The following is a 20,187-nucleotide window of genomic DNA, read 5'->3' on the forward strand; positions in this document are numbered from 1 at the left end:
ACGTTCGACGTGTCGCTGTGGGGCTACTTCATGCCGCTGCGCGCCGGGGCGAAGCTGGTGGTCGCCACGCACGACGGTCATCGTGACCCGGCGTATCTCGCGGAAACCATTGCCGCGCAGCGGGTTACCGTCACCGACTTCGTGCCGTCGATGCTCACGGTGTTCGCGACCCAGACCCCCGCGGGCTCCATACCTTCGCTGCGCGACGTGTTCGTGATCGGTGAGGCGCTACCGCCGGAGACCGTCGCGGCGATGCGGGCGGTGTCGGATGCCGCGGTGCACAACCTGTACGGGCCCACCGAGGCGGCGGTGTCGATCACCTACTGGCCCGCCACGGGCGCGGAGCGGTCGAGTGTGCCGATCGGCCTGCCGCAGTGGAATTCCCAGGTGTACGTGCTGGATTCGCGGCTGCGGCCGGTGCCCGCAGGGGTTCCGGGTGAGCTGTATCTGGCCGGTGATCAGCTGGCGCGCGGGTATCTGGCTCGCCCCGATCTGACCGCGGATCGGTTCGTGGCCAACCCCTTCGGGGATATGCGTGGCGGCGGAGCCGATGGTATGCGTGGCGGCGGAGCCGACGGTATGGGTGGCGGCGGAGCCGATGGTATGCGTGGCGGCGGAGCCGAGGGTATGCGTGGCGGCGGAGCCGACGGTGTGGGCAGCGGCGGAGCCGAGGGTATGGGTGGCGGCGGAGCCGATGGTGTGGGTGGCGGCCGTGTGGGAGGCGGGCGCATGTATCGCACCGGCGACCTCGTTGTCTGGCGTGAGGGCGGGGTGCTGGACTATATCGGCCGCACCGACTTCCAGGTGAAGTTCCGTGGTCAGCGCATCGAGCTGGGCGAGATCGAATCGGCGCTGCTGGCGCAGCCGTCGGTGAGCCAGGCCGTCGCCCTGGTGCTGCCGTCCGAGGTGGGCGATCAGCTGGTGGCGTACGCGGTCCCCGCACCCGGTGCGCGGATCGATTCGGATCAGCTGCTCGCGGCGCTGCGGCGGACCTTGCCCACCTACATGGTGCCCGCGACGATCGTGGAGCTGGCCGAGTTCCCGCTCAACACCAGCGGCAAACTGGACCGTAAGGCCCTGCCGCGGCCGCGATTCGCCGCCCGTGAGTTCCGGGCCCCGTCCACCCCGATCGAGGAGATCGTGGCCGGGGTGTTCGCCGAGGTCCTCGGGATGGAGCGGGTGGGCGCCGACGACGACTTCTTCGCCCTCGGCGGCAACTCGCTGATCGCCACCCAGGTCGTGGCCCGGCTGAGCGCGGCGCTCGACACGCGGGTATCGGTGCGGACGCTGTTCGACACACCGTCGGTGGCCGCGTTGGCGGCCGGAATCGTCCCGGGCTCCGAGGGCACGGCGGACCGGCCGCCGCTGACCCGCGCCGAGCGGCCCCGGTTCGTGCCGCTGTCGCTGCCTCAGCAGCGCATGTGGGTGCTCAACCAGGTCGACCCCGAATCTCCCTCGTACAACCTGCCTTTCGCCATCCGGCTGACCGGCGACCTGGACGTGCCCGCGCTGCGGCTGGCCGTCGCCGACGTGCTGGAGCGGCACGAGGCGCTGCGCACCCGGTTCCCGGTGCGCGGACCCGGCGGGGAACCGCACCAGGAGATCCTGTCCGTGGCCGAGGCGCTGCCGGACGGGCTGGTGGTCGAGAGCGCCACCCCGGGCGACCACGAGCGGGTCGCCGCGCTGATGTCGGCCGGGTTCGATGTCACCGCGCATCCGCCCGTGCGGGCCCGGCTGTTCTCCGACGCGACCGCCGGTGACCACCTGCTCGTCGTTGTCGTGCACCATATTTCGGCCGACGGCGTCTCGCTGGCGCCGCTGGCGCGGGATCTGGTCACCGCCTACCTGGCGCGGACCGGCGGCACGGCACCGGGCTGGGCGCCGCTGCCGGTGCAGTACGCCGACTTCGCGATCTGGCAGCGTGCGGTCATCGGCACCGACGACGACGAAACATCCGAGGCGGCCCGGCAATCGGCGTACTGGCGGCGGCAGCTCGCCGGGGTGTCCGAGGCCGCGCGGCTGCCACTGGACCGGCCCCGCCCGGCGCGGCCGTCCGGGCGTGGGGCGTCGGTGGTCGCAACCGTGCCCGCCGCCGCCCATGCGGGACTGGCAGCCGTTGCGCGCGAGCATAATTCGTCGCTGTTCATGGTCGTGCACGCCGCGCTGGCGGCGCTGCTGGCCCGGCTCTCCGGTGGATCGGACATCGCGGTCGGCACGCCGATCGCGGGCCGGGGCGCCGCGGTCCTCGACGATCTGGTCGGCATGTTCGTCAATACGCTGACCCTGCGCGTCGACGTCGATCGGGCCGCCCCGTTCGCGGCCCTCGTCGACCGGGCCCGCGAGACCGACCTGTCGGCCTTCGCCCACGCGGACATCCCGTTCGAGCGGGTGGTCGAGACGGTCGCACCCACCGTGGACGGCCCGCCGTTCCAGGTGATGCTGTCGTTCCAGAACCTCGCGCGGCCCGCGCTCGAGCTGCCGGGCCTCACCGTCGCGGCGGTGGACACCGGCGAGGTCGTGGCGAAGTTCGATCTGCACGTCACGGTCGAGCCGCGCTACGCCGAGGACGGGACGCCGGATCAGCTGGTCGTCGAATTCACCTACGCGACCGACCTTTTCGACGAATCCACCGTGCGGGATCTGGGCCGCCGCTTCGAGCGCCTGCTCACCGCGGTCGCCGCGGACCCGCGGGCGATCGTCGGCGACGTGGACCTGCTCGATGCCGACGAACACGATCGTGCGCTGTCGGCACCGGCGCCCGCCGTCGCGGCCCCGGCCGAGCGGCCGGAGGTGACCCTGCTGCCCGAGCTGCTGGCCGCCGCCGTGGACGACAATCCGGACGGCGTCGCGGTGGTGCTCGCCGACGCCGCGCAGCGGCTGGACGAGCTGGAGTATGTCGACCTCGACGAGCGGTCCACGCGGCTGGCGCGAATGCTGATCGGCCGCGGCATCGGCCCGGAAGACCTGGTGGCCGTGGGCATTCCGCGCTCGGTGGAGTCGGTGCTCGCGGTCTGGGCGATCGCGAAGACCGGCGCCGGATTCGTCCCCGTCGACCCCAACTATCCGACCGAGCGGATCGCGCACATGGTCGCGGATTCGCGTGCGGTGCTGGGGCTGACGGTCGGCGAGCTGGCGACGGGCCTGCCGGGCGAGCTGCCGTGGCTGACCCTCGGCACCGCCGAGCTGGAGCGCGAACTCGACGGCTACGCATCGGATCCGGTGACCGATGCCGATCGGGTACGGCCACTGCGCGCCGAGCATCCCGCGTACGCCATCTACACCTCCGGATCGACCGGTACGCCCAAGGGCGTGATCGTCACGCAGGCCGGTCTGGCGGGCTTCTGCGCCGAACAGCGCGAGCGGTACCGGGTGACGAGCAGCTCCCGCACACTGCATTTCGCGTCGCCGTCGTTCGACGCCTCGGTGCTGGAACTGCTGCTGGCCGTCGGCGGCGCCGCCACGATGGTGGTCGCCGCGCCCACCGTCTACGGCGGGCCCGAACTGGCGGCGCTGCTGCGCCGCGAGCGCGTGACGCACGCGTTCATCACGCCGTCGGCGCTGGCGTCGGTCGATCCCGAGGGTCTGGACAAGCTGCGGGTGGTCGTCGCCGGTGGCGAGGCGTGCCCGCCGGATCTGGTGCAGCGCTGGGTGATTCCGATCGCGGGCCGCCGCACCCGAGAGCTGTACAACGGGTACGGACCGACCGAGACCACGATCATGACCAACATCAGCACGCCGCTGGTGCCGGGGGAGCGGGTCACCATCGGCGGGCCGATCCGCGGCATCACCGAATACGTGCTGGACGAGCGGCTCTCTCCGGTACCGGATCTGGCCGTCGGTGAGCTGTACATCACCGGCGCGCAGCTGTCCCGGGGCTACCACGAGCGTCCCGCGCTGACCGCGGCCCGGTTCGTGGCCAACCCGTTCGACCCGGCGGGCGGCCGCCTGTACCGGACCGGGGATCTGGTGCGCCGCACCGGGGACGGGGACGTGGAGTACCTGGGCCGCAACGACTTCCAGGTCAAGATCCGCGGGTTCCGCATCGAACTCGGCGAGATCGACGCGGTGCTCGCCGGGCACGAGGCGATCGACTTCGCGGTCACCGTGGGGCACGAACTGCCCAGCGGTGCCACGATTCTGGTCTCCTATGTGCATGCCGTCGCCGAGGCCACGGTGCGGGTCGAGGAGCTGACCGCGCTCGCCGAGGCGCGCCTGCCCGCGCATATGGTCCCGACGACGGTCATGGTGCTCGAGGAGATCCCGCTGACCCCGGTCGGCAAGCTCGACCGCGCCGCGCTGCCCGCACCCGTCCTGCACTCCCGCGAATTCCGGGCACCGTCCGGTGAGCTGGAGGAGCTGGTCGCGGCCGTGTTCACCGAATTGCTCGGGCCCGCAACGCCGGTCGGCGCCGACGACGACTTCTTCGAAATCGGCGGCAACTCGCTGATCGCGACGCGGCTGATGGCACGGCTGGGCGCCGCGCTGAACATCCGGGTCCCGGTCCGGTTGCTGTTCGAGGCGCCCACGGTGACGGCGCTGGCGGCCCGCCTGGGCGAGCAGTCCGCCGCCGACGATCGCCCGGCCCTCACCGCGGGCCCGCGGCCGGAACACATTCCGCTGTCGCTGGCGCAGCAGGGGCTGTGGCTGCTCAACCGCCTCGATACCGCGTCGGTGGCCTACAACGTGCCGCTGGCGGTGCGGCTGACCGGCACCGTGGACACCGAGGCGCTGCAGACCGCCATCGCGGATCTGGTGGCGCGGCACGAGATCCTGCGCACGGTGTACCCGCCGATGGAGACCCCCGCCGGAAGCGGCCGCGACGCGGCCGTGCAGGTGATTCTGCCTGCGGCGCAAGCAATTCCGCAGTTGCAGGTCGGTCCCGTCGACCCCGCGGAGCTGAGGGACGAGCTGGCCGCGCTGGCGCGAACGGTCTTCGACCTCACCGCCGAGGTGCCCGTCCGGGTCGTGCTGTTCGACCTCGGCGCCGCGGAGACCGGTGGGCGCGAGTACGTCCTGGCCATGGTCGTGCACCACATCGCCGCCGACGGCTCGTCGATCGGGCCGCTGGCCCGCGACCTGATGACCGCGTACGCGGCCCGCTGCGCCGGGTCGGCGCCGGACTGGGCTCCGCTGCCGGTGCAGTACGCCGACTTCAGCATCTGGCAGCGGTCCGTGGTCGGAACCGAGGACGATCCGACGTCGCTGGTGTCGGAGCAGATCGCCTACTGGCGGCGGGCGCTGGCCGGGCTGCCGGACCAGCTCGACCTGCCGTCGGACCGGCCGCGTCCGCTGGTGCGGTCCATCGCCGGTGGCCGGGTCGAGGTGTCCATCGACGCCGAAACCCACCGCGCGCTCGCCGAATTGGCGCGCGCGGAGGGCGCGACCCTGTTCATGGTCGTGCACACCGCGCTGGCGGTGCTGCTGGCGCGGCTGTCGGGCACCGACGACATCGCGATCGGCGGACCGGTCGCCGGGCGCGGCAATGCCGCGCTGGACGATCTGATCGGCATGTTCATCAACACCCTGGTGTTCCGGACGCGGTACGACGGCGGTGCGAGCTTCCGCGACCTGCTGGCGCGGCAGCGCGAATCCGACATCCAGGCGTTCGCGCACGCGGACGTGCCGTTCGAGCGCCTGGTCGACGCGCTGAATCCGGTGCGGTCCACCGCCCGCCATCCGCTCTACCAGGTGGCACTGTCGTTCCAGAATCTGGGCACGGTCGAACTGGAACTGCCCGGCCTGGCCGTGACCAGCCTGGACATCGGTGCCGAGGTCTCGCAGTTCGACCTGCACTGGATGATCGGCGACACCTACGACGCGACGGGCGCCCCGGCGGGCCTCGGCGGCATCGTCACCTACGCCACGGACATGTTCTCCCACGACACCGTGCGCGGTTTCGTGGAACGGTTCGTCCGCCTGCTCGCGGCGATCGTCACCGAACCCGGCACCGCGGTCGGCGATATCGACCTGCTCGACGCGGGCGAGCGCCCGCGGTTGCTGTCCGATGCGGCCGACACCGCGCATCCGGTGGCGGGGGAGCGGCTGCTGACCGGTTATCGGCGCGCGGTGGCCGCGGCGCCGGAGGCCGTGGCCCTCGTCTCGGGCGAAAATGCCTGGAGCTACCGGGAATTCGATACCCGGGTGAACCGGCTGGCGCGGTATCTGATCGCGCAGGGAATCGGACCGGAATCCGTGGTGGCGCTGGCCATTCCGCGCTCGCCGGAGCTGGTGGTGGCGATGTACGCGGTGCTGAGCGCGGGCGGCGCCTATCTGCCACTGGATCTCGACCATCCGGCCGGACGCATCGCCTACGTGCTGGAGACGGCCGCACCCGTGTGTGTACTGACCTCCGGCGGCGATCGGGTGCCGGAGTCCGGCGTGCGGGTCGTCGATATCGAGGCGCTCGACTTGCGGGAGTACTCCGGCGATCCCGTCGCCGACGGCGAACTGCGCGCCCCCCTGCGCCCGGACCATCCGGCCTATGTGCTGTTCACCTCCGGGTCGACGGGCCGCCCGAAGGGTGTGCAGGTATCGCACGGCGCGATCACCAATCAGATCGAATGGATGGTGGCGCACTACGGGTTCGGGCCCGGCGACATCTATCTGCAGAAGACGGCGACGACCTTCGACGTGTCGCTGTGGGGCTTCTTCGCGCCGCTGTGGGCGGGCGCGCGGCTGGTGCTCGCGGCGCCGGACGGCCAGCGCGATCCGGGCTATATCGCGGGCCTGATCGCCGATCACGGCGTCACGCTCACCGATTTCGTGCCGTCGGTGTTGCAGGTCTTCCTGTCCGCCGCCCGGGCGGAGCAATTGTCCTCGCTGCGTGACGTTTTCGTCATCGGCGAGGCGCTGCCGCCGGGCACGGTCGCCGAATTCGCGGCGCTGTCCGGCGCCGGACTGCACAACCTGTACGGGCCCACCGAGGCCGCGGTCTCGGTGACCTACCGGCAGGCATCGACGCGCGATCGCGCGACGGTGCCGATCGGTGTGGCGCAATGGAATACGCGCACCTACGTCCTCGACACCCGGCTGCACCCGGTGCCCGCCGGTGTCGTCGGCGAATTGTATTTGGCGGGAAGCCAATTGGCGCGCGGCTACATGCGGCGCCCGGAGCTGACCGCGGACCGGTTCGTCGCCGACCCGTACGGGCCCGCGGGCGCCCGGATGTACCGCACGGGCGATCTGGTGCGCCGCGACGCGGACGGTGTCCTGGAATACCTGGGCCGCAGCGACTTCCAGGCCAAGATCCGCGGCCACCGCATCGAACTGGGCGAGATCGAGGCCGCGCTGCTGGCCGAGCCGTCCGTCGCCCAGGCGGTCGTCGTCGCGGCGGCAACGGAGACGGGTGACCAGCTGGCGGCCTATGTGGTGCCCGCCGCGGCCGCGCCGGGCACCGTCTCGGCAGACGCCCTGCGCGAAGCGCTGGCGCAGGTGCTGCCGTCGTACATGGTCCCGTCGGTGATCATGGTGCTCGACTCGTTCCCGACCAATGACGCGGGCAAGCTGAACCGGGCGGCGCTGCCGCGGCCGGTATTCCGGGCCCGCGAGTACGTCGAACCGGCCACCGACACGGAACGGCTTGTGGCCGAGGCGTTCTCCGATGTCCTGTCCGTGGCCCGCGCGGGTGCCGAGGACGACTTCTTCGATCTCGGCGGCACCTCGCTGCTCGCGTTCACCCTGCAGCGTGCGCTGACCGCCCGGCTCGGCGTGGATGTCCCGATGGCCGCGGTCTTCACCGCGCCCACGGTGCGCGCCCTCGCCGCCCGCATCGACGACCCGGCCGAACCGGCGGCCGCGGCACCGCCGGTCGACTTCGCCACGCTCGCCGCCGACGCCGTGCTGGAACCGGACATCGACGGCGCGGGCGCCGCCCCGGCGCGCTCGCGGGCGCCGCGGGATGTGCTGCTCACCGGCGTCACCGGATTCGTCGGCGCGCACCTGGCGCGGGAACTGCTGTCCGCCACCGAGGCCCGGGTGTGGTGCCTGGTGCGGGCCGACGACGAGGAACAGGCGCACAAGCGAATTCGCGACGCCCTGGAGAAGTACCGCATCTGGGACGACGCCGATCGCCGCCGGATCGTCGCCGTCCCGGGCGATCTGGCCGTGCCCCGCTTCGGGCTCGACGGACCCGAATACGCCCGGCTGGCCGAGCAGATCGAGGCGATCTACCACAACGGCGCCCGCGTCAACCACATCGAGCCCTACGCCCGGCTGCGGGCGGCCAATGTGGCGGGCACCCGGGAGGTGCTGCGGCTGGCCACGCTCGGCCGGATCAAGCCCGTGCACTTCGTCTCCACCGTCAATGCCGTCGTTCCGGCCGCTCCCGCACCGGATTTCGTCGGCCGCGAGGACGCCCGCCTGGACGTCCGCGACGTGCCCGCGAACGGCTACGTCGCCAGCAAGTGGGTCGCCGAGCAGCTCATCCGGCAGGCCGGTGAGCGTGGCGTCCCGGTGAGCATCTACCGTCCCGGAATCGTCAGCGGGGACCCGCGCATCGGCGTGAACAGCGTCGACGACTCGTTCTGGAACATGATCCGCGCCGCCGCCGTGCTCGGGATGGCCCCCGACACCGGTGACGCCGCGATGCCGCTGGTCCCGGTGAACTATGTCGTGCAGGCCATCGTGGCGCTGTCCGCGCGGCCCGCCGACGGGTCGGCCTATCACCTCGTGCACTCGCAGTCCGTCGCGATCGCCGATATCTTCGACTCGTTGCGCGGCAACGGGATCGCGGTATCGGTGGCGCCGATCGAGCAGATCGCGGCCCGGCTGGCCGAGGAGGCCGCCACCCGCGATGCGGCGGGCGACGACTCGCTGGTGCGGGCGGTGCTGGTGAGCGGCAACTACGGCGGCACCGCCGCCCCGGTCGACGACACCCGGACGCGGGCGGCGCTGCGCGGCGAGGGCATCCACTGCCCGCCGATCGATGCGGCGGCGCTGGACGCCTATGTCCGGTCCTTCATCAACTCGGGCTTCTTTCCCAGCCCCGACTGATCACCCATCCCCGTTCGGAAGGAAATCATGACCACCCAAGCCGAGTCACGTCCCGCCGCCGCCTCGGGCACCTTCGCCCTCGGCGGTGATCTCCCGGTGCATCGCCTGGGCTACGGCGCGATGCAGATCACCGGCCCCGGTGTGTGGGGTGATCCGAAGGATCCGGAGGAGGCGATCCGGGTCCTGCGCCGGGCCGCCGAATTGGGCGTCACGTTCATCGATACCGCCGACTCCTACGGCCCCTTCGTCAGCGAGACGCTCATTCGCCATGCGCTGCACCCGTATTCGGACGATATGGTCATCGCGACCAAGGGCGGTCTGTCCCGCCCCCGCCCGGGCGAGTGGATCCCCGTCGGCCGTCCCGAATACCTGCGCCAGCAGCTCGAGCTGAGCCTGCGCCACCTCGGCGTCGAGCGCATCGACCTGTACCAGTTGCATCGCATCGACGCGCAGGTGCCGCTGGCCGATCAGGTCGGCGAGCTGGCGGCGCTGCAGAAGGAGGGGAAGATCCGGCACATCGGCCTGTCCCAGGTGACGGTGGCGCAGCTGGCGCAGGCCCGCAAGATCGCCGATATCGTCTCGGTGCAGAACCTGTACAACCTGGCCGATCGCAGCGCCGAGGACGTCCTCGACTACGCCGAGGCGAACGGTATCGCGTTCATCCCCTGGTTCCCGATGGCCACCGGCGATCTCGCCCGCCCGGGCGGGCCCCTCGACAGCTTCAAGCGCGCGGACGCCACGCCGTCCCAGCTCGCCCTCGCCTGGCTGCTGCGCCGCTCGCCGGTCATCCTGCCCATCCCCGGCACCTCCAGCGTCGCGCACCTGGAGGAGAACGTCGCCGCCGCCACCCTCACCCTCACCGACGAGGAGTACGCCGCGCTGTCGAAGGTGAGCAAGCCCGCCCCGGCCGCCAAGGGCCCGCGTTTCAAGCTGCCGAAGCTGGGGCGCTGAGTTGCCGATAGGCCCCGCCCGTCCGGGCGGGGCCCATCTTCATGGCGCCGTCAGCCGACCAGGTTCTTGCGGAGTTTCAGGATGGTTCCCGCGTCCAGGCCCAGGCCCTGGGTGAGGAACTTGCCGAAGTCGCCGTAGGTCTGTTCCAGCTGCCGGATCGTGGTGTCCAGGTATTCGTTGCGCACCTCCTGCAGCGGGATCAGCAGGTCGGGGTTCTGCATGTACCCGGCCTGCTTCACCTGCTCGCGCAGCTTGGCATCGGCGGCCGCGCGGTACTCGTTCGACAGCAGATAGTCTTGGCGCGCAGTCGATTCCGGCACGCCGACCGCGCGCAGCACCACATAGGTGGTCCAGCCCGTCCGGTCCTTGCCCGCGGTGCAGTGATACAGCGTGGGCTTACCGGTGGCCGCGAGATCCTTGATGGTCTGGCCGAACTTCGCCCGCGAATCGTCGGACAGGAAGCTGCCGTACACCTGCCGCATGATGCGCTCGGCGCCGCCGTTGCCGAGCAGCTGCTCCTGCTCGGCCGGATCCTTGGACTGGATCACCTGCATCATCTGCTGGAACAGGCCGGTGTCGTCGATCGGGCGGGACACCAGCGGTACGCCGGGCGGCAGCTTGTCCGGTCCCATGAACTGGACCTCGCCGGGCGTCCGCAGATCGATGGCCGCCTGCAGCCCGAGCGAGCCCAGCTTCTGCACATCGGCGTCGGTCAGCTTCTCCAGCGAATCGGCGCGAATCGCCTTGCCCGCCTTGGTGGTCTTGCCGTCGTAGGTGCGGTAGCCGCCGATATCGCGGACGTTGACCGCGCCCTGCAGCGCGATCCGGCCCGCGGTGGCGTTGGCCGCCGACGGCTCGTCCGCGGACCGGCCTTCCGCCGCCGGTGCATCGGGTGCCGCGGGTTCGATCGCCGGAGCCGCCGACGTCGACGGTGGTGTGGGCTCGGTCGTCGCCGAGGGTTCGGCGACCGCCGGACCGGCGGTGAGGGCGAGGGCCGTGACGGCCGCGCCCAGAAGGGAAATCAGGGAAATCTTCATGGCGGGCGACGTTAGAACCGGTTGCACCGCCCGCGACAGCTTTCCCGCCCATCTCGCCGCCGTTGCCCCGCTCACCGGGACCGCCCACGCACTCACCGGGATTCGGTATCGACAACACAAACCGCCCACACCCCAAGGCTTTTCGAGAACAAGTATATGCCGGAAAGGTATATGCCCGCTCGAATTCGGCTATCACGCAGCGACCCCCGGAACGGCCGGAGCCCCAGCCGAATTCGGCTGGGGCTCCGGGAGAACGCTTGCGGTACAGTGACTTACACGTCGAAGTACAGCTCGAACTCGTAGGGGTGCGGGCGCAGGTTGACCGGGGCGATCTCGTTGTCGCGCTTGAGCGAGATCCAGGTCTCGATGAGGTCCTCGGTGAAGACGTTGCCCTCGGTGAGGTACTCGTGATCCTGCTCCAGCTTGTCGATGACCGACGCCAGGCTGGTGGGGGCCTGCGGGATGTTCTTGGCCTCCTCCGGCGGGAGCTCGTAGAGGTCCTTGTCGACCGGGGCCAGCGGCTCCAGCTTGCGCTTGATGCCGTCCAGACCGGCCATCATCATCGCGGCGAACGCCAGGTACGGGTTGCCCGAGGAGTCCGGCGCGCGGAACTCCACGCGCTTGGCCTTCGGGTTGTTGCCCGTGACCGGGATACGGACCGCGGCCGAGCGGTTGCGCTGCGAGTACACCAGGTTGATGGGGGCCTCGTAGCCCGGCACCAGCCGGTGGTAGGAGTTGATGGTCGGGTTGGTGAAGGCCAGCAGCGACGGCGCGTGGTGCAGGATGCCCGCGATGTAGTGCCGCGCCAGATCCGACAGGCCGCCGTAGCCGGCCTCGTCGTGGAACAGCGGGCTGCCGTCCTTCCACAGCGACTGGTGCACGTGCATGCCCGAGCCGTTGTCACCGAACAGCGGCTTCGGCATGAAGGTGACGGTTTTGCCCTCGGCCCACGCGGTGTTCTTCACGATGTACTTGAACAGCTGCAGGTCGTCGGCCGCCGACAGCAGGGTGCCGAACTTGTAGTTGATCTCGGCCTGTCCGGCGGTGCCCACCTCGTGGTGGCCGCGCTCGAGCTCGAAACCGGCGTTCTGCAGGTTGGTCGAGATCTTGTCGCGCAGGTCGACGTAGTGGTCGTACGGCGCGACGGGGAAGTAGCCGCCCTTGTTGCGGACCTTGTAGCCGCGGTTCAGGGTGCCGTCCGGGTTGAACTCCGCGCCGGTGTTCCAGGAGCCGGAGATCGACTCGATCTCGTAGAAGGCGCCGTTCATCGCCGAGTCGTAGCGGATGGAGTCGAAGATGTAGAACTCCGCCTCGGGGCCGAAGAAGGCGGTGTCGGCGATGCCGGTGCTCTTCAGGTACTCCTCGGCCTTGCGCGCGACATTGCGGGGGTCGCGGCTGTAGGCCTCGCGGGTGAACGGGTCGTGCACGAAGTGGTTGAGGTTCAGGGTCTTCGCGGCGCGGAACGGGTCGATGCGAGCCGTGCTGAAGTCGGGCAGCAGCAGCATGTCCGACTCGTCGATCGACTGGAAACCGCGCACCGAGGATCCGTCGAACGCCAGGCCCTCTTCGGCCAGGTCGGCCGTGAAGGCCTTCGCCGGGATCGAGAAGTGCTGCTGCACACCGGGGAGGTCGGTGAACCGGACGTCGACGTACTCGACCTCCTCCTCCTTGATGTACTTGATGACCTCGTCGGCCGTGCTGAACGCCACTTAGTACTCCTTACGGATCGGTTCCCAGCCTGTGCCGATTGCTGGGCGTCGTCGATGAACGCTATGGACGCGGTGTTTCCCGACAATCAAGACTGTGTTTCGCCAGTGTTACACGTAGCGCTGATCGCGGGCTTCGGCGTCCCGAGGCCTCGCGCGGAGCCGGGACGGACGTCGATCTCTGTTCGACCAGCACGCTTATCCTGCCACCACCCCGATCCTACTGATCGCGAAGGTCTTGAAAATGTGTGTTGAAAACCACGCCCCGGGCAGCGCTCGGGGCTGAGAGTTTCCCGCGCGCAACCACCGCGGGGCCGGTGCCTAAGCTTGGGGCATGGCGCGAATTACCGGTTCCTGGCTGTCCGGACCTGATGCGGCGGACCCGGGCGGACCTGGGCCGGACGAGTATCCGGGTAAGCTCCTCGGCCTGCCGGAGTCCGGCGCCGGATCGCTGGTGTCGATGATGCGGCGCATCGCGGGCCTGTTCGTGGACTGGTTCATCGCCATGGGTATCGCGGCGATCATCGCGCGCGGCGGCTCGATCAACACGCTCACCCTGCTGGTGTGGTTCGTGATCGGGGTGGGCTGCGTGACCCTGTTCGGCTTCACCCCCGGCCAGTTCTTCCTGCGCATGCGGGTCATCCGGGTCGACGCCGAGGCCACGGTCGGCTTCGTCCGCGCCCTGGCCCGCCAGGTCCTGCTGATCTTCGTCGTCCCCGCCCTGTTCACCGACTCCGACGGCCGCGGCATGCACGACCGAGCCACCGGAACGGCCCTGGTCCGCTCGCGCTAGAGCGGCACGGCGCCCGTCATTCCGGCATGGCGCCCGTCGTCATTCCCGGCATGGCGCCCGTCATCATTCCGGTATGGCGCCCGTCGTCATTCCCGGTATGGCGCCCGTCATCATTGCGGCATTGCGCCCGTCGTCATTCCCGGCGTGCTTTTGGCCGGGATCAGCGGCGGCGGATGGTGCGCTGGACGCCGCGCATCTTCGCCCCGGTGGGGAGCGGGCCCTTCGGCAGGGCCGGGCCGCCGCGGGTGGCCAGCGCCGAGAGGCGGCCCTCGATGAGTTCCATGCGCTTGGCGTCGATGTTGCGGGGGAGCTTGGTGAGGTAGCGCTGCAGGCCCTTGAGCGGGACCTGGCCCTCGTCGTTGCCGATGATGACGTCGTAGATCGGGGTGTCGCCGACGAGCCGGGCGGTCTTCTTCTTCTCCTGCGCCAGCAGCGATTTCAGGCGCGAGGGCGAGCCCTCGGCCACCAGGATCACGCCCGGCAGGCCGATCACGCGATGCACGGCGTCGAGCTGGGTGGTGGCGGCGACGCCCTGGGTGACGCGCCACTTGCCCTGCAGGTTGTCCAGCACCCACGCCGCCGCACCGGCCTGACCCTCGGCCCGCGCGTAGACGTTGCGCTGCACCCGGCGCCCGAAGATGATGAACGCCACCAGCGCGCCCAGCAGCAGCCCGACCGGCAGGAAGAACCACTGCAGGCCCACGATCAGGCCGATCACGAACAGCACCGCGGCGATGCCGACGAATGCCCCGATCATCAGCGGCAGCAGGAGCTTGTCTTCCTTGCGCTGCATCTGGAACGCCTGCCAGAGCTGCCGGCGCCGCTCCTTCGACGCCTGCCTGCGCGCCGCCTTCGCCGCGGCCTTCGCTTCCTTGGACGGCTTCCCGCCCTTCCCTGCTGCCATGGTCCTCAGGATATCGGGAATGCCCGATTGCCTCGGCGGGTGGGGCGCACCGTCAGACCGAGGCCTGGGCGCGGATGCTGTCGGCCAGCTGCGCGGGCATCGGCTCGTGCCGGGTGTAGGCGCGGGTGAATTGCGCGCCGCCGTGCGCCAGGGAGCGCAGATCTATTGCGTAGCGGCTCAGTTCGAGCTCGGGGACCTCGGCGCGGATCACCGTGCGGCCCGCGGTGGTCGGTTCGGTGCCGAGCACCCGGCCGCGGCGGCTCGACAGATCGCTGAGCACGGCCCCGACGTAATCGTCGGACACCGTCACCCGGACCTCGGCGATCGGCTCCAGCAGGCTGATGCGGGCGCTCGCGGCGGCCTCGCGCAGCGCCAGCGCACCGGCTGTCTGGAAGGCGGCGTCGGAGGAATCGACCGAGTGCGCCTTGCCGTCGAACAGCGTCACCCGCACATCCACCAGCGGATACCCGGCCGCCACCCCGCGCGCGGCCTGCGCCCGCACCCCCTTCTCCACCGACGGAATGAACTGTCGCGGAACGACTCCGCCCACGACCTTGTCGACATACTCGATGCCCGAACCCTCCGGCAGCGGCGCCACCTCGATCTCGCAGATGGCGTACTGGCCGTGGCCGCCGGACTGCTTCACGTGCCGCCCGCGCCCGGATGCGGTGGTGGCGAACGTTTCCCGCAGCGCGACCCGGTGCTCGACCGTGTCGACCTGCACCCCGAACCGGGCCCGCAGCCGCTCCAGGGCGACGTCGCGGTGCGCCTCGCCCAGGCACCACAGCACCAGCTGGTGGGTCTGGCCGTTCTGTTCGAGCCGGACGGTCGGATCCTCGGCGACCAGGCGGGCCAGGCTCTGCGAGAGCTTGTCCTCGTCGGCCTTGCCGTGCGCCCGGATGGCCACGGGCAGTAGCGGTTCCGGGATCGGCCACGGCTCGATCAGCAGCGGGGCGTCCTTCGACGACAGCGTGTCGCCGGTCTCCGCGTGGCCGAGCTTGCCGACGCAGGCGATATCCCCGGCGATGGCCTGGCCCAGCGGGCGCTGCTGCTTGCCGAACGGCACCGATACCGCGCCCACCCGCTCGTCGACGTCGTGGTTGCGCTCCTCGACCGGGCCGTGGCCGCAGACGTGCACCGTCTCGTCCGCGCGCAGCGTCCCGGAGAACACCCGCACCAGCGACAGCCGCCCGACATACGGGTCCGAGGCGGTGCGGATCACCTCCGCCGCCAGCGGACCGCCGGGATCGCACGACAGCGGGGCGGGTTTCGCGCCGTCGAGCCCCGACGCCGACACCGGATGCTCTGCGGGCGTGGGGAATCCGCGCGTGATCAGGTCCAGGATCTCCACCATGCCCAGGCCCTCGCGGGTGCCCTCGGGCGGCGGCGCCGCGATCAGGACCGGATGGAAGGTGCCCCGCGCGACCGCCCGCTCCAGGTCGGTGACCAGCGTCGTCAGGTCGATGGCCGCGCCCTCCAGGTACCGCTCCATGAGGGTCTCGTCCTCGCTCTCGGCGATGATGCCCTCGATGAGCCGGGCACGCGCCTGATCGATCAGCGCGGACTGGTCGGCCGTGGTCTCGGCCTGGATGTGCTCGCCCTTGGAGTAGTCGAAGACGTGCTCGGTGAGCAGGTCGAGCAATCCCGTGACGGGCCGATGCCCGTCGGCGCCCTTCGGCCCGTACACCGGAAGATGCAGCGGCAGCATGCTTTCCGCTGCACCGCCGCCGAGCAGGTCGCGGCAGGTCTCGGTCATCTCGTCGAAATCGGCGCGGGCGGCGTCCAGGTGGGTGATCACCAGCGCGCGCGGCATGCCGACGCTCGCGCACTCCTCCCAGAGGGCCAGCGTCTGCCCGCTCACCCCCTCCGCACCCGCGGCGGCCGAGACGACGAAAAGGGCCGCGTCCGCGGCGCGCAGACCGGCCCTCAGCTCACCGACGAAATCGGCATACCCCGGGGTGTCGAGGAGGTTTATCTTGATGCCCGACCACCCGACGGGCACCACCGACAGCTGCACCGATCTGTGCTGGCGCTGTTCGATGTCGTCGTAGTCGGAGACGCAGGTGCCGTCCTCCACGCGACCGGCCCGGGTGAGGGCGCCGGTGGCCATCGCGAGGGCCTCCACCAGCGTCGTCTTGCCCGAACCGCTCTGGCCGACCAGCACCACGTTGCGGATGTCGTCGGGACGCTCCGCCGTGATGGTCGTACCGTTGGCGCCTGCCGATGTGCTCGCTCTGTCGGCCATGTCTGTCCTCGTTCCCGGAGTCGACACGTGCGGTTCACTCGAGCTTCCCACCGGGGACCACGGCCTGTCAGCAAATCGAACGATCCCGGGACGCGCCGCGGGAGACCGCCGTCAGGAGCCGAAGCGGGCCAGGACCGACGTGGCCTCCTGAGCCGCGGTGCTCTCCTCGCCGAGGTGCGCCATCTCCTGCGGCAGCTCGCGGCCGTGGCGCCTCATGGCCTGGGCGTAGAGCCGTCCGGCACGGTAGGAGGAGCGCACCAGCGGCCCGGCCATCACACCGGCGAAGCCGATTTCCCTTGCGACGTCGGAGTGTTCGACGAACTCCTCCGGCTTCACCCAGCGGTCCACCGGGTGGTGGCGGGGGGAGGGGCGCAGGTACTGGGTGATGGTGAGGATGTCGCAGCCCGCCTCGTGCAGGTCGCGCATCGCCTGCGTGACCTCCTCGGGGGTCTCGCCCATGCCGAGGATGAGGTTGGACTTGGTGATCAGGCCCGCCTCGCGGGCGGCGGTGAGCACGCTCAGGGACCGCTCGTAGGTGAAGGCGGGCCGGATCCGCTTGAACACGCGCGGCACGGTCTCCACGTTGTGGGCCAGCACCTCGGGGCGCGAGGAGAAGACCTCGGCCAGCGCGTCGGGCTTGGCGTTGAAGTCGGGGATGAGCAGCTCCACGCCGGTGTGCGGGGACACCCGCTTGATGGCGCGCACGGTCTCGGCGTACAGCCACGCGCCGCCGTCGGGCAGGTCGTCGCGGGCGACGCCGGTGATGGTGGAGTAGCGCAGGCCCATCTGCTGCACGCTCTCGGCGACCCGGCGCGGCTCGTCGCGGTCGAGCGGCTGCGGCTTACCGGTGTCGATCAGGCAGAAATCGCAGCGGCGGGTGCACTGTTCGCCGCCGATCAGGAAGGTGGCCTCGCGGTCCTCCCAGCATTCGAAGATGTTGGGACAGCCCGCCTCCTCGCAGACCGTGTGCAGCCCTTCGCGTTTCACCAGGCCCTTGAGCTCGGAATACTCCGGGCCCATGGTGGCGCGGGTGCGGATCCACGAGGGTTTGCGCTCGATCGGCGTCTCCGCGTTGCGTGCCTCGATGCGAAGCAGCTTGCGGCCGTTCGGTGCTGCGGCGGTGTGTGCCGAGCCTTGCGATGTCGGGGTGTCGACGGAGGTCACGAAATCGACTCTACGCGGTGCCTACGACCTGGTTTCCACGGTGGTGGGGTGGCCATCGCGACGCGGCCCCGCGGGAATCATTCGGCCTTTGCCGGTGTTTGCGTTGCGTCCGCGACCGCCCGCACGCGGGGTACGTCGTGGTCGGTGACCGGGAGCCTGCCGTCGAGGGCGGCGATGATCGCGTCGGCGACCAGGCCCCGGACCTCGGCGACGGCGACCTCGCGATCGAGTTCGCAGCTCAGCGTCGTCACGCCCGCATCGCGGATGCCGCAGGGCACTATCGACGCGAAACCCTCGAGAGCGGAATTGCAGTTGAGGGCGATGCCGTGCAAAGCGACGCCGCGCTGCACCCGCACACCGATCGCCGCGACCTTGCGCTCCGGGCGCGTGGCGTCGGCCGCCACCCACACGCCCGAGCGGCCCTCCACCCGGCCGCAGGGGACACCGAGGCCGGTGCACACGGTGATCAGGGCCTGTTCCAGGCGGCGGACGTAGTCGACGACGTCGACCGGTTCGGCCAGCCGCACGATCGGGTAGCCGACGAGTTGCCCCGGACCGTGCCAGGTGATCTTGCCGCCGCGGTCGACCTGTATCACCGGGCTGCCGTCGATCGGCAGATCGGTGGGTTCGGTGCGGCGTCCAGCGGTGAAGACGGACGGGTGTTCCAGCAGCAGCAATCGGTCGCTGCCCGCGCCCTCGGCCCGCTCCTCGGCGATGCCGCGCTGCAATTCCCAGGCGTGGTGGTAGTCGATGAGGCCGAGTTGCTCGACGACCACGGGGGTGTCGTCGTATCGCGCGGACTCGGCGGGCCTGCGGGAGGCCGGGAGTATCGGCAGGGCCGAGGTGTCGGTCTCGCCGGATAAAGAAGGTTCGCCGGCAGGGTCGCTGCGCTCACTCACGGTCAGCGAGGTTACGCCATCGTTACCGCCGTGCGGGGGCGGGTCACCGGTCGGCCGGGGGCGGTCGGCGCCGCTCGTCGCCGATATCGGTGACCGGCAGGGTGAGCTGCATCAATGTCAGGTCCATCCAGCGGCCGAACTTGCGGCCGACCTGCGGCAGCTCGCCGACGATCCGGAACCCGAACTTCTCGTGCAACTTGATGGAGGTGGTGTTGGCGGACTCGATCGCCGCGATCACCGCGTGCACGGTCCCGGCACCGGCGGCACGGTCCAGCAGCTCGCCCAGCAACGCGGTGGCCACTCCGCGGCGATGGAAGCGGTCGGCGACGTACACCGAATTCTCCACGGTGAACCGGTAACCGGACTTCGGCCGCCACTGCGCGTAACTGGCGTATCCGGCGACGGCGCCGTCGATCTCGGCGACCAGGACGGGATATCCGGCGGACCGGCGCTCCCGCAGCCACGCCCGCCGCTCCTCGATCCCGACCGGCTCGGTATCCCAGATCGCGGTGGTCTCGGCGATGGCGTTGTTGTGGATCGCCAGGATCTCGGGGAGGTCCGCCTCCCGCGCGTCCCGGATCACGGCGGTCAAGAGTCGCGGCGGCCGACCGCGGCGTCGAGCGCTTGGCCGATCGTGTTGTGCTGGAAGGTATATCCCGCGGACTCGAGGGCCGTGGGGATGGCGCGCGGGCCGTGCAGGATTGCCTCCTGGGCGAATTCGCCGATGAGCAGCCGTAAGGCGAAGGCGGGCACCACGAGTGGCGCGGGGCGGTGCAGGGCGCGGCCGAGGGCGCGATTGAATTCGGCGTTGGTCACCGGTGCGGGCCCGGCCATGTTGACCGGGCCGGACACGGTGTCGTGGGTGAGGGCGTAGACGATGCCGCCGACCTCGTCGTCCAGTGAGATCCAGGGCATGTACTGGCGGCCGTTGCCCAGCCGTCCGCCCAGGCCCAGCGAATACAGCGGCTGCAGCATGCTCAGCATGCCGCCGTGCCGCGCCAGCACGACGGCGCTGCGCAGCAGCACCACCCGCGCGCCCGCCTCGGCCGCGGGATGCGTCGCCGCCTCCCAGTCGCGGCACAGCGTGCCCAGGAAACCCGTTCCGGCAGGGGCGGATTCGGTGATCACCCGGTCGCCGGTGTCGCCGCCGTAGTAGTGCGCACCGCTGGCATTGACCAGCGTGGGCACCCCGGCGGCGGCGACCGCCTCGGCGAGCACGTCGGTGGGCGTGATGCGGCTGTCGCGCAGCTCCTGCTTGTAGCTGCCGTTCCAGCGCCGCGACCCGAGCCCGGCGCCGCACAGGTTGACCACCGCGTCGGCACCGCGCAGAGCCCGGTGCGGAAGCTGGGCGCGCACCGGGTCCCAGGTGTACTCGTCGCGCCCGGCGGCGGGACGGCGCACCAGGCGAGCCACCTCGTGCCCGTCGCGCCGCAGGGCCGCCACGAGCGCCGTCCCGATCAGTCCGGACGAGCCGGCGATCACAACCTTCATGCCGAG

General features: G+C 70.7%; 11 protein-coding genes. 3 read left to right on the forward strand and 8 right to left on the reverse strand.

The features are described 5' to 3' along the window. Both QH290_RS18975 and QH290_RS18980 read left to right on the forward strand, forming a co-directional pair. Positions 1–8,991, forward strand: an 8,991-nt coding sequence (locus QH290_RS18975) for a non-ribosomal peptide synthetase (RefSeq protein WP_425303626.1), incomplete at its 5' end; no start/stop codon positions are given. Between the two features lie 27 nt (positions 8,992–9,018). After that, positions 9,019–9,942, forward strand: a complete 924-nt coding sequence (locus tag QH290_RS18980; protein WP_280267788.1) for an aldo/keto reductase — start codon at positions 9,019–9,021, stop codon at positions 9,940–9,942. 50 nt (positions 9,943–9,992) lie between these two features. On the opposite strand, the gene QH290_RS18985 is transcribed toward QH290_RS18980, so the two are convergent. Further along, positions 9,993–10,979 (reverse strand): tyrosine-protein phosphatase, encoded by a 987-nt coding sequence (locus QH290_RS18985; RefSeq protein WP_280384296.1) that lies wholly within the window; start codon positions 10,977–10,979, stop codon positions 9,993–9,995. Between the two features lie 272 nt (positions 10,980–11,251). Next, positions 11,252–12,688 carry a type I glutamate--ammonia ligase gene (gene glnA / locus QH290_RS18990; RefSeq protein ID WP_280267786.1) on the reverse strand — a complete coding sequence of 479 codons (1,437 nt, stop codon included), beginning with the start codon at positions 12,686–12,688 and terminating at the stop codon, positions 11,252–11,254. Between the two features lie 331 nt (positions 12,689–13,019). On the opposite strand from glnA, the gene QH290_RS18995 reads away from it, so the two are divergent. Beyond that, on the forward strand, positions 13,020–13,478 hold the full coding sequence (locus tag QH290_RS18995; RefSeq protein ID WP_280267785.1) for an RDD family protein: 459 nt from the start codon (positions 13,020–13,022) through the stop codon (positions 13,476–13,478). Positions 13,479–13,638: 160 nt separating this feature from the next. Here QH290_RS18995 and QH290_RS19000 read toward each other — a convergent pair whose 3' ends face one another. The 6 genes from QH290_RS19000 to QH290_RS19025 all read right to left on the reverse strand — a co-directional run bounded on the left by QH290_RS19000 (position 13,639) and on the right by QH290_RS19025 (position 20,181). Further along, positions 13,639–14,382, reverse strand: a complete 744-nt coding sequence (locus QH290_RS19000) for a DUF4191 domain-containing protein (protein WP_280267784.1) — start codon at positions 14,380–14,382, stop codon at positions 13,639–13,641. Between the two features lie 52 nt (positions 14,383–14,434). Next, complete coding sequence (locus QH290_RS19005; RefSeq protein ID WP_280384298.1) at positions 14,435–16,627, reverse strand: elongation factor G-like protein EF-G2; 2,193 nt, start codon at positions 16,625–16,627, stop codon at positions 14,435–14,437. A 111-nt stretch (positions 16,628–16,738) separates the two neighbouring features. Continuing rightward, positions 16,739–17,791 carry a lipoyl synthase gene (lipA, locus tag QH290_RS19010; RefSeq protein WP_280267782.1) on the reverse strand — a complete coding sequence of 351 codons (1,053 nt, stop codon included), beginning with the start codon at positions 17,789–17,791 and terminating at the stop codon, positions 16,739–16,741. A gap of 77 nt (positions 17,792–17,868) precedes the next feature. Then, positions 17,869–18,621 carry a lipoyl(octanoyl) transferase LipB gene (gene lipB / locus QH290_RS19015; RefSeq protein WP_280267790.1) on the reverse strand — a complete coding sequence of 251 codons (753 nt, stop codon included), beginning with the start codon at positions 18,619–18,621 and terminating at the stop codon, positions 17,869–17,871. 112 nt (positions 18,622–18,733) lie between these two features. Next, complete coding sequence (locus QH290_RS19020) at positions 18,734–19,282, reverse strand: GNAT family N-acetyltransferase (protein ID WP_280384301.1); 549 nt, start codon at positions 19,280–19,282, stop codon at positions 18,734–18,736. After that, a complete protein-coding gene (locus QH290_RS19025) occupies positions 19,279–20,181 on the reverse strand; it encodes a TIGR01777 family oxidoreductase (protein WP_280384302.1) in 903 nt (300 codons plus the stop codon). Before QH290_RS19025 ends, QH290_RS19020 begins: the two co-directional genes overlap by 4 nt. Between the last annotated feature and the right edge of the window lie 6 nt (positions 20,182–20,187).

It is taken from the genome of Nocardia wallacei (assembly GCF_029869545.1).
GTDB lineage: Bacteria > Actinomycetota > Actinomycetes > Mycobacteriales > Mycobacteriaceae > Nocardia > Nocardia wallacei_A.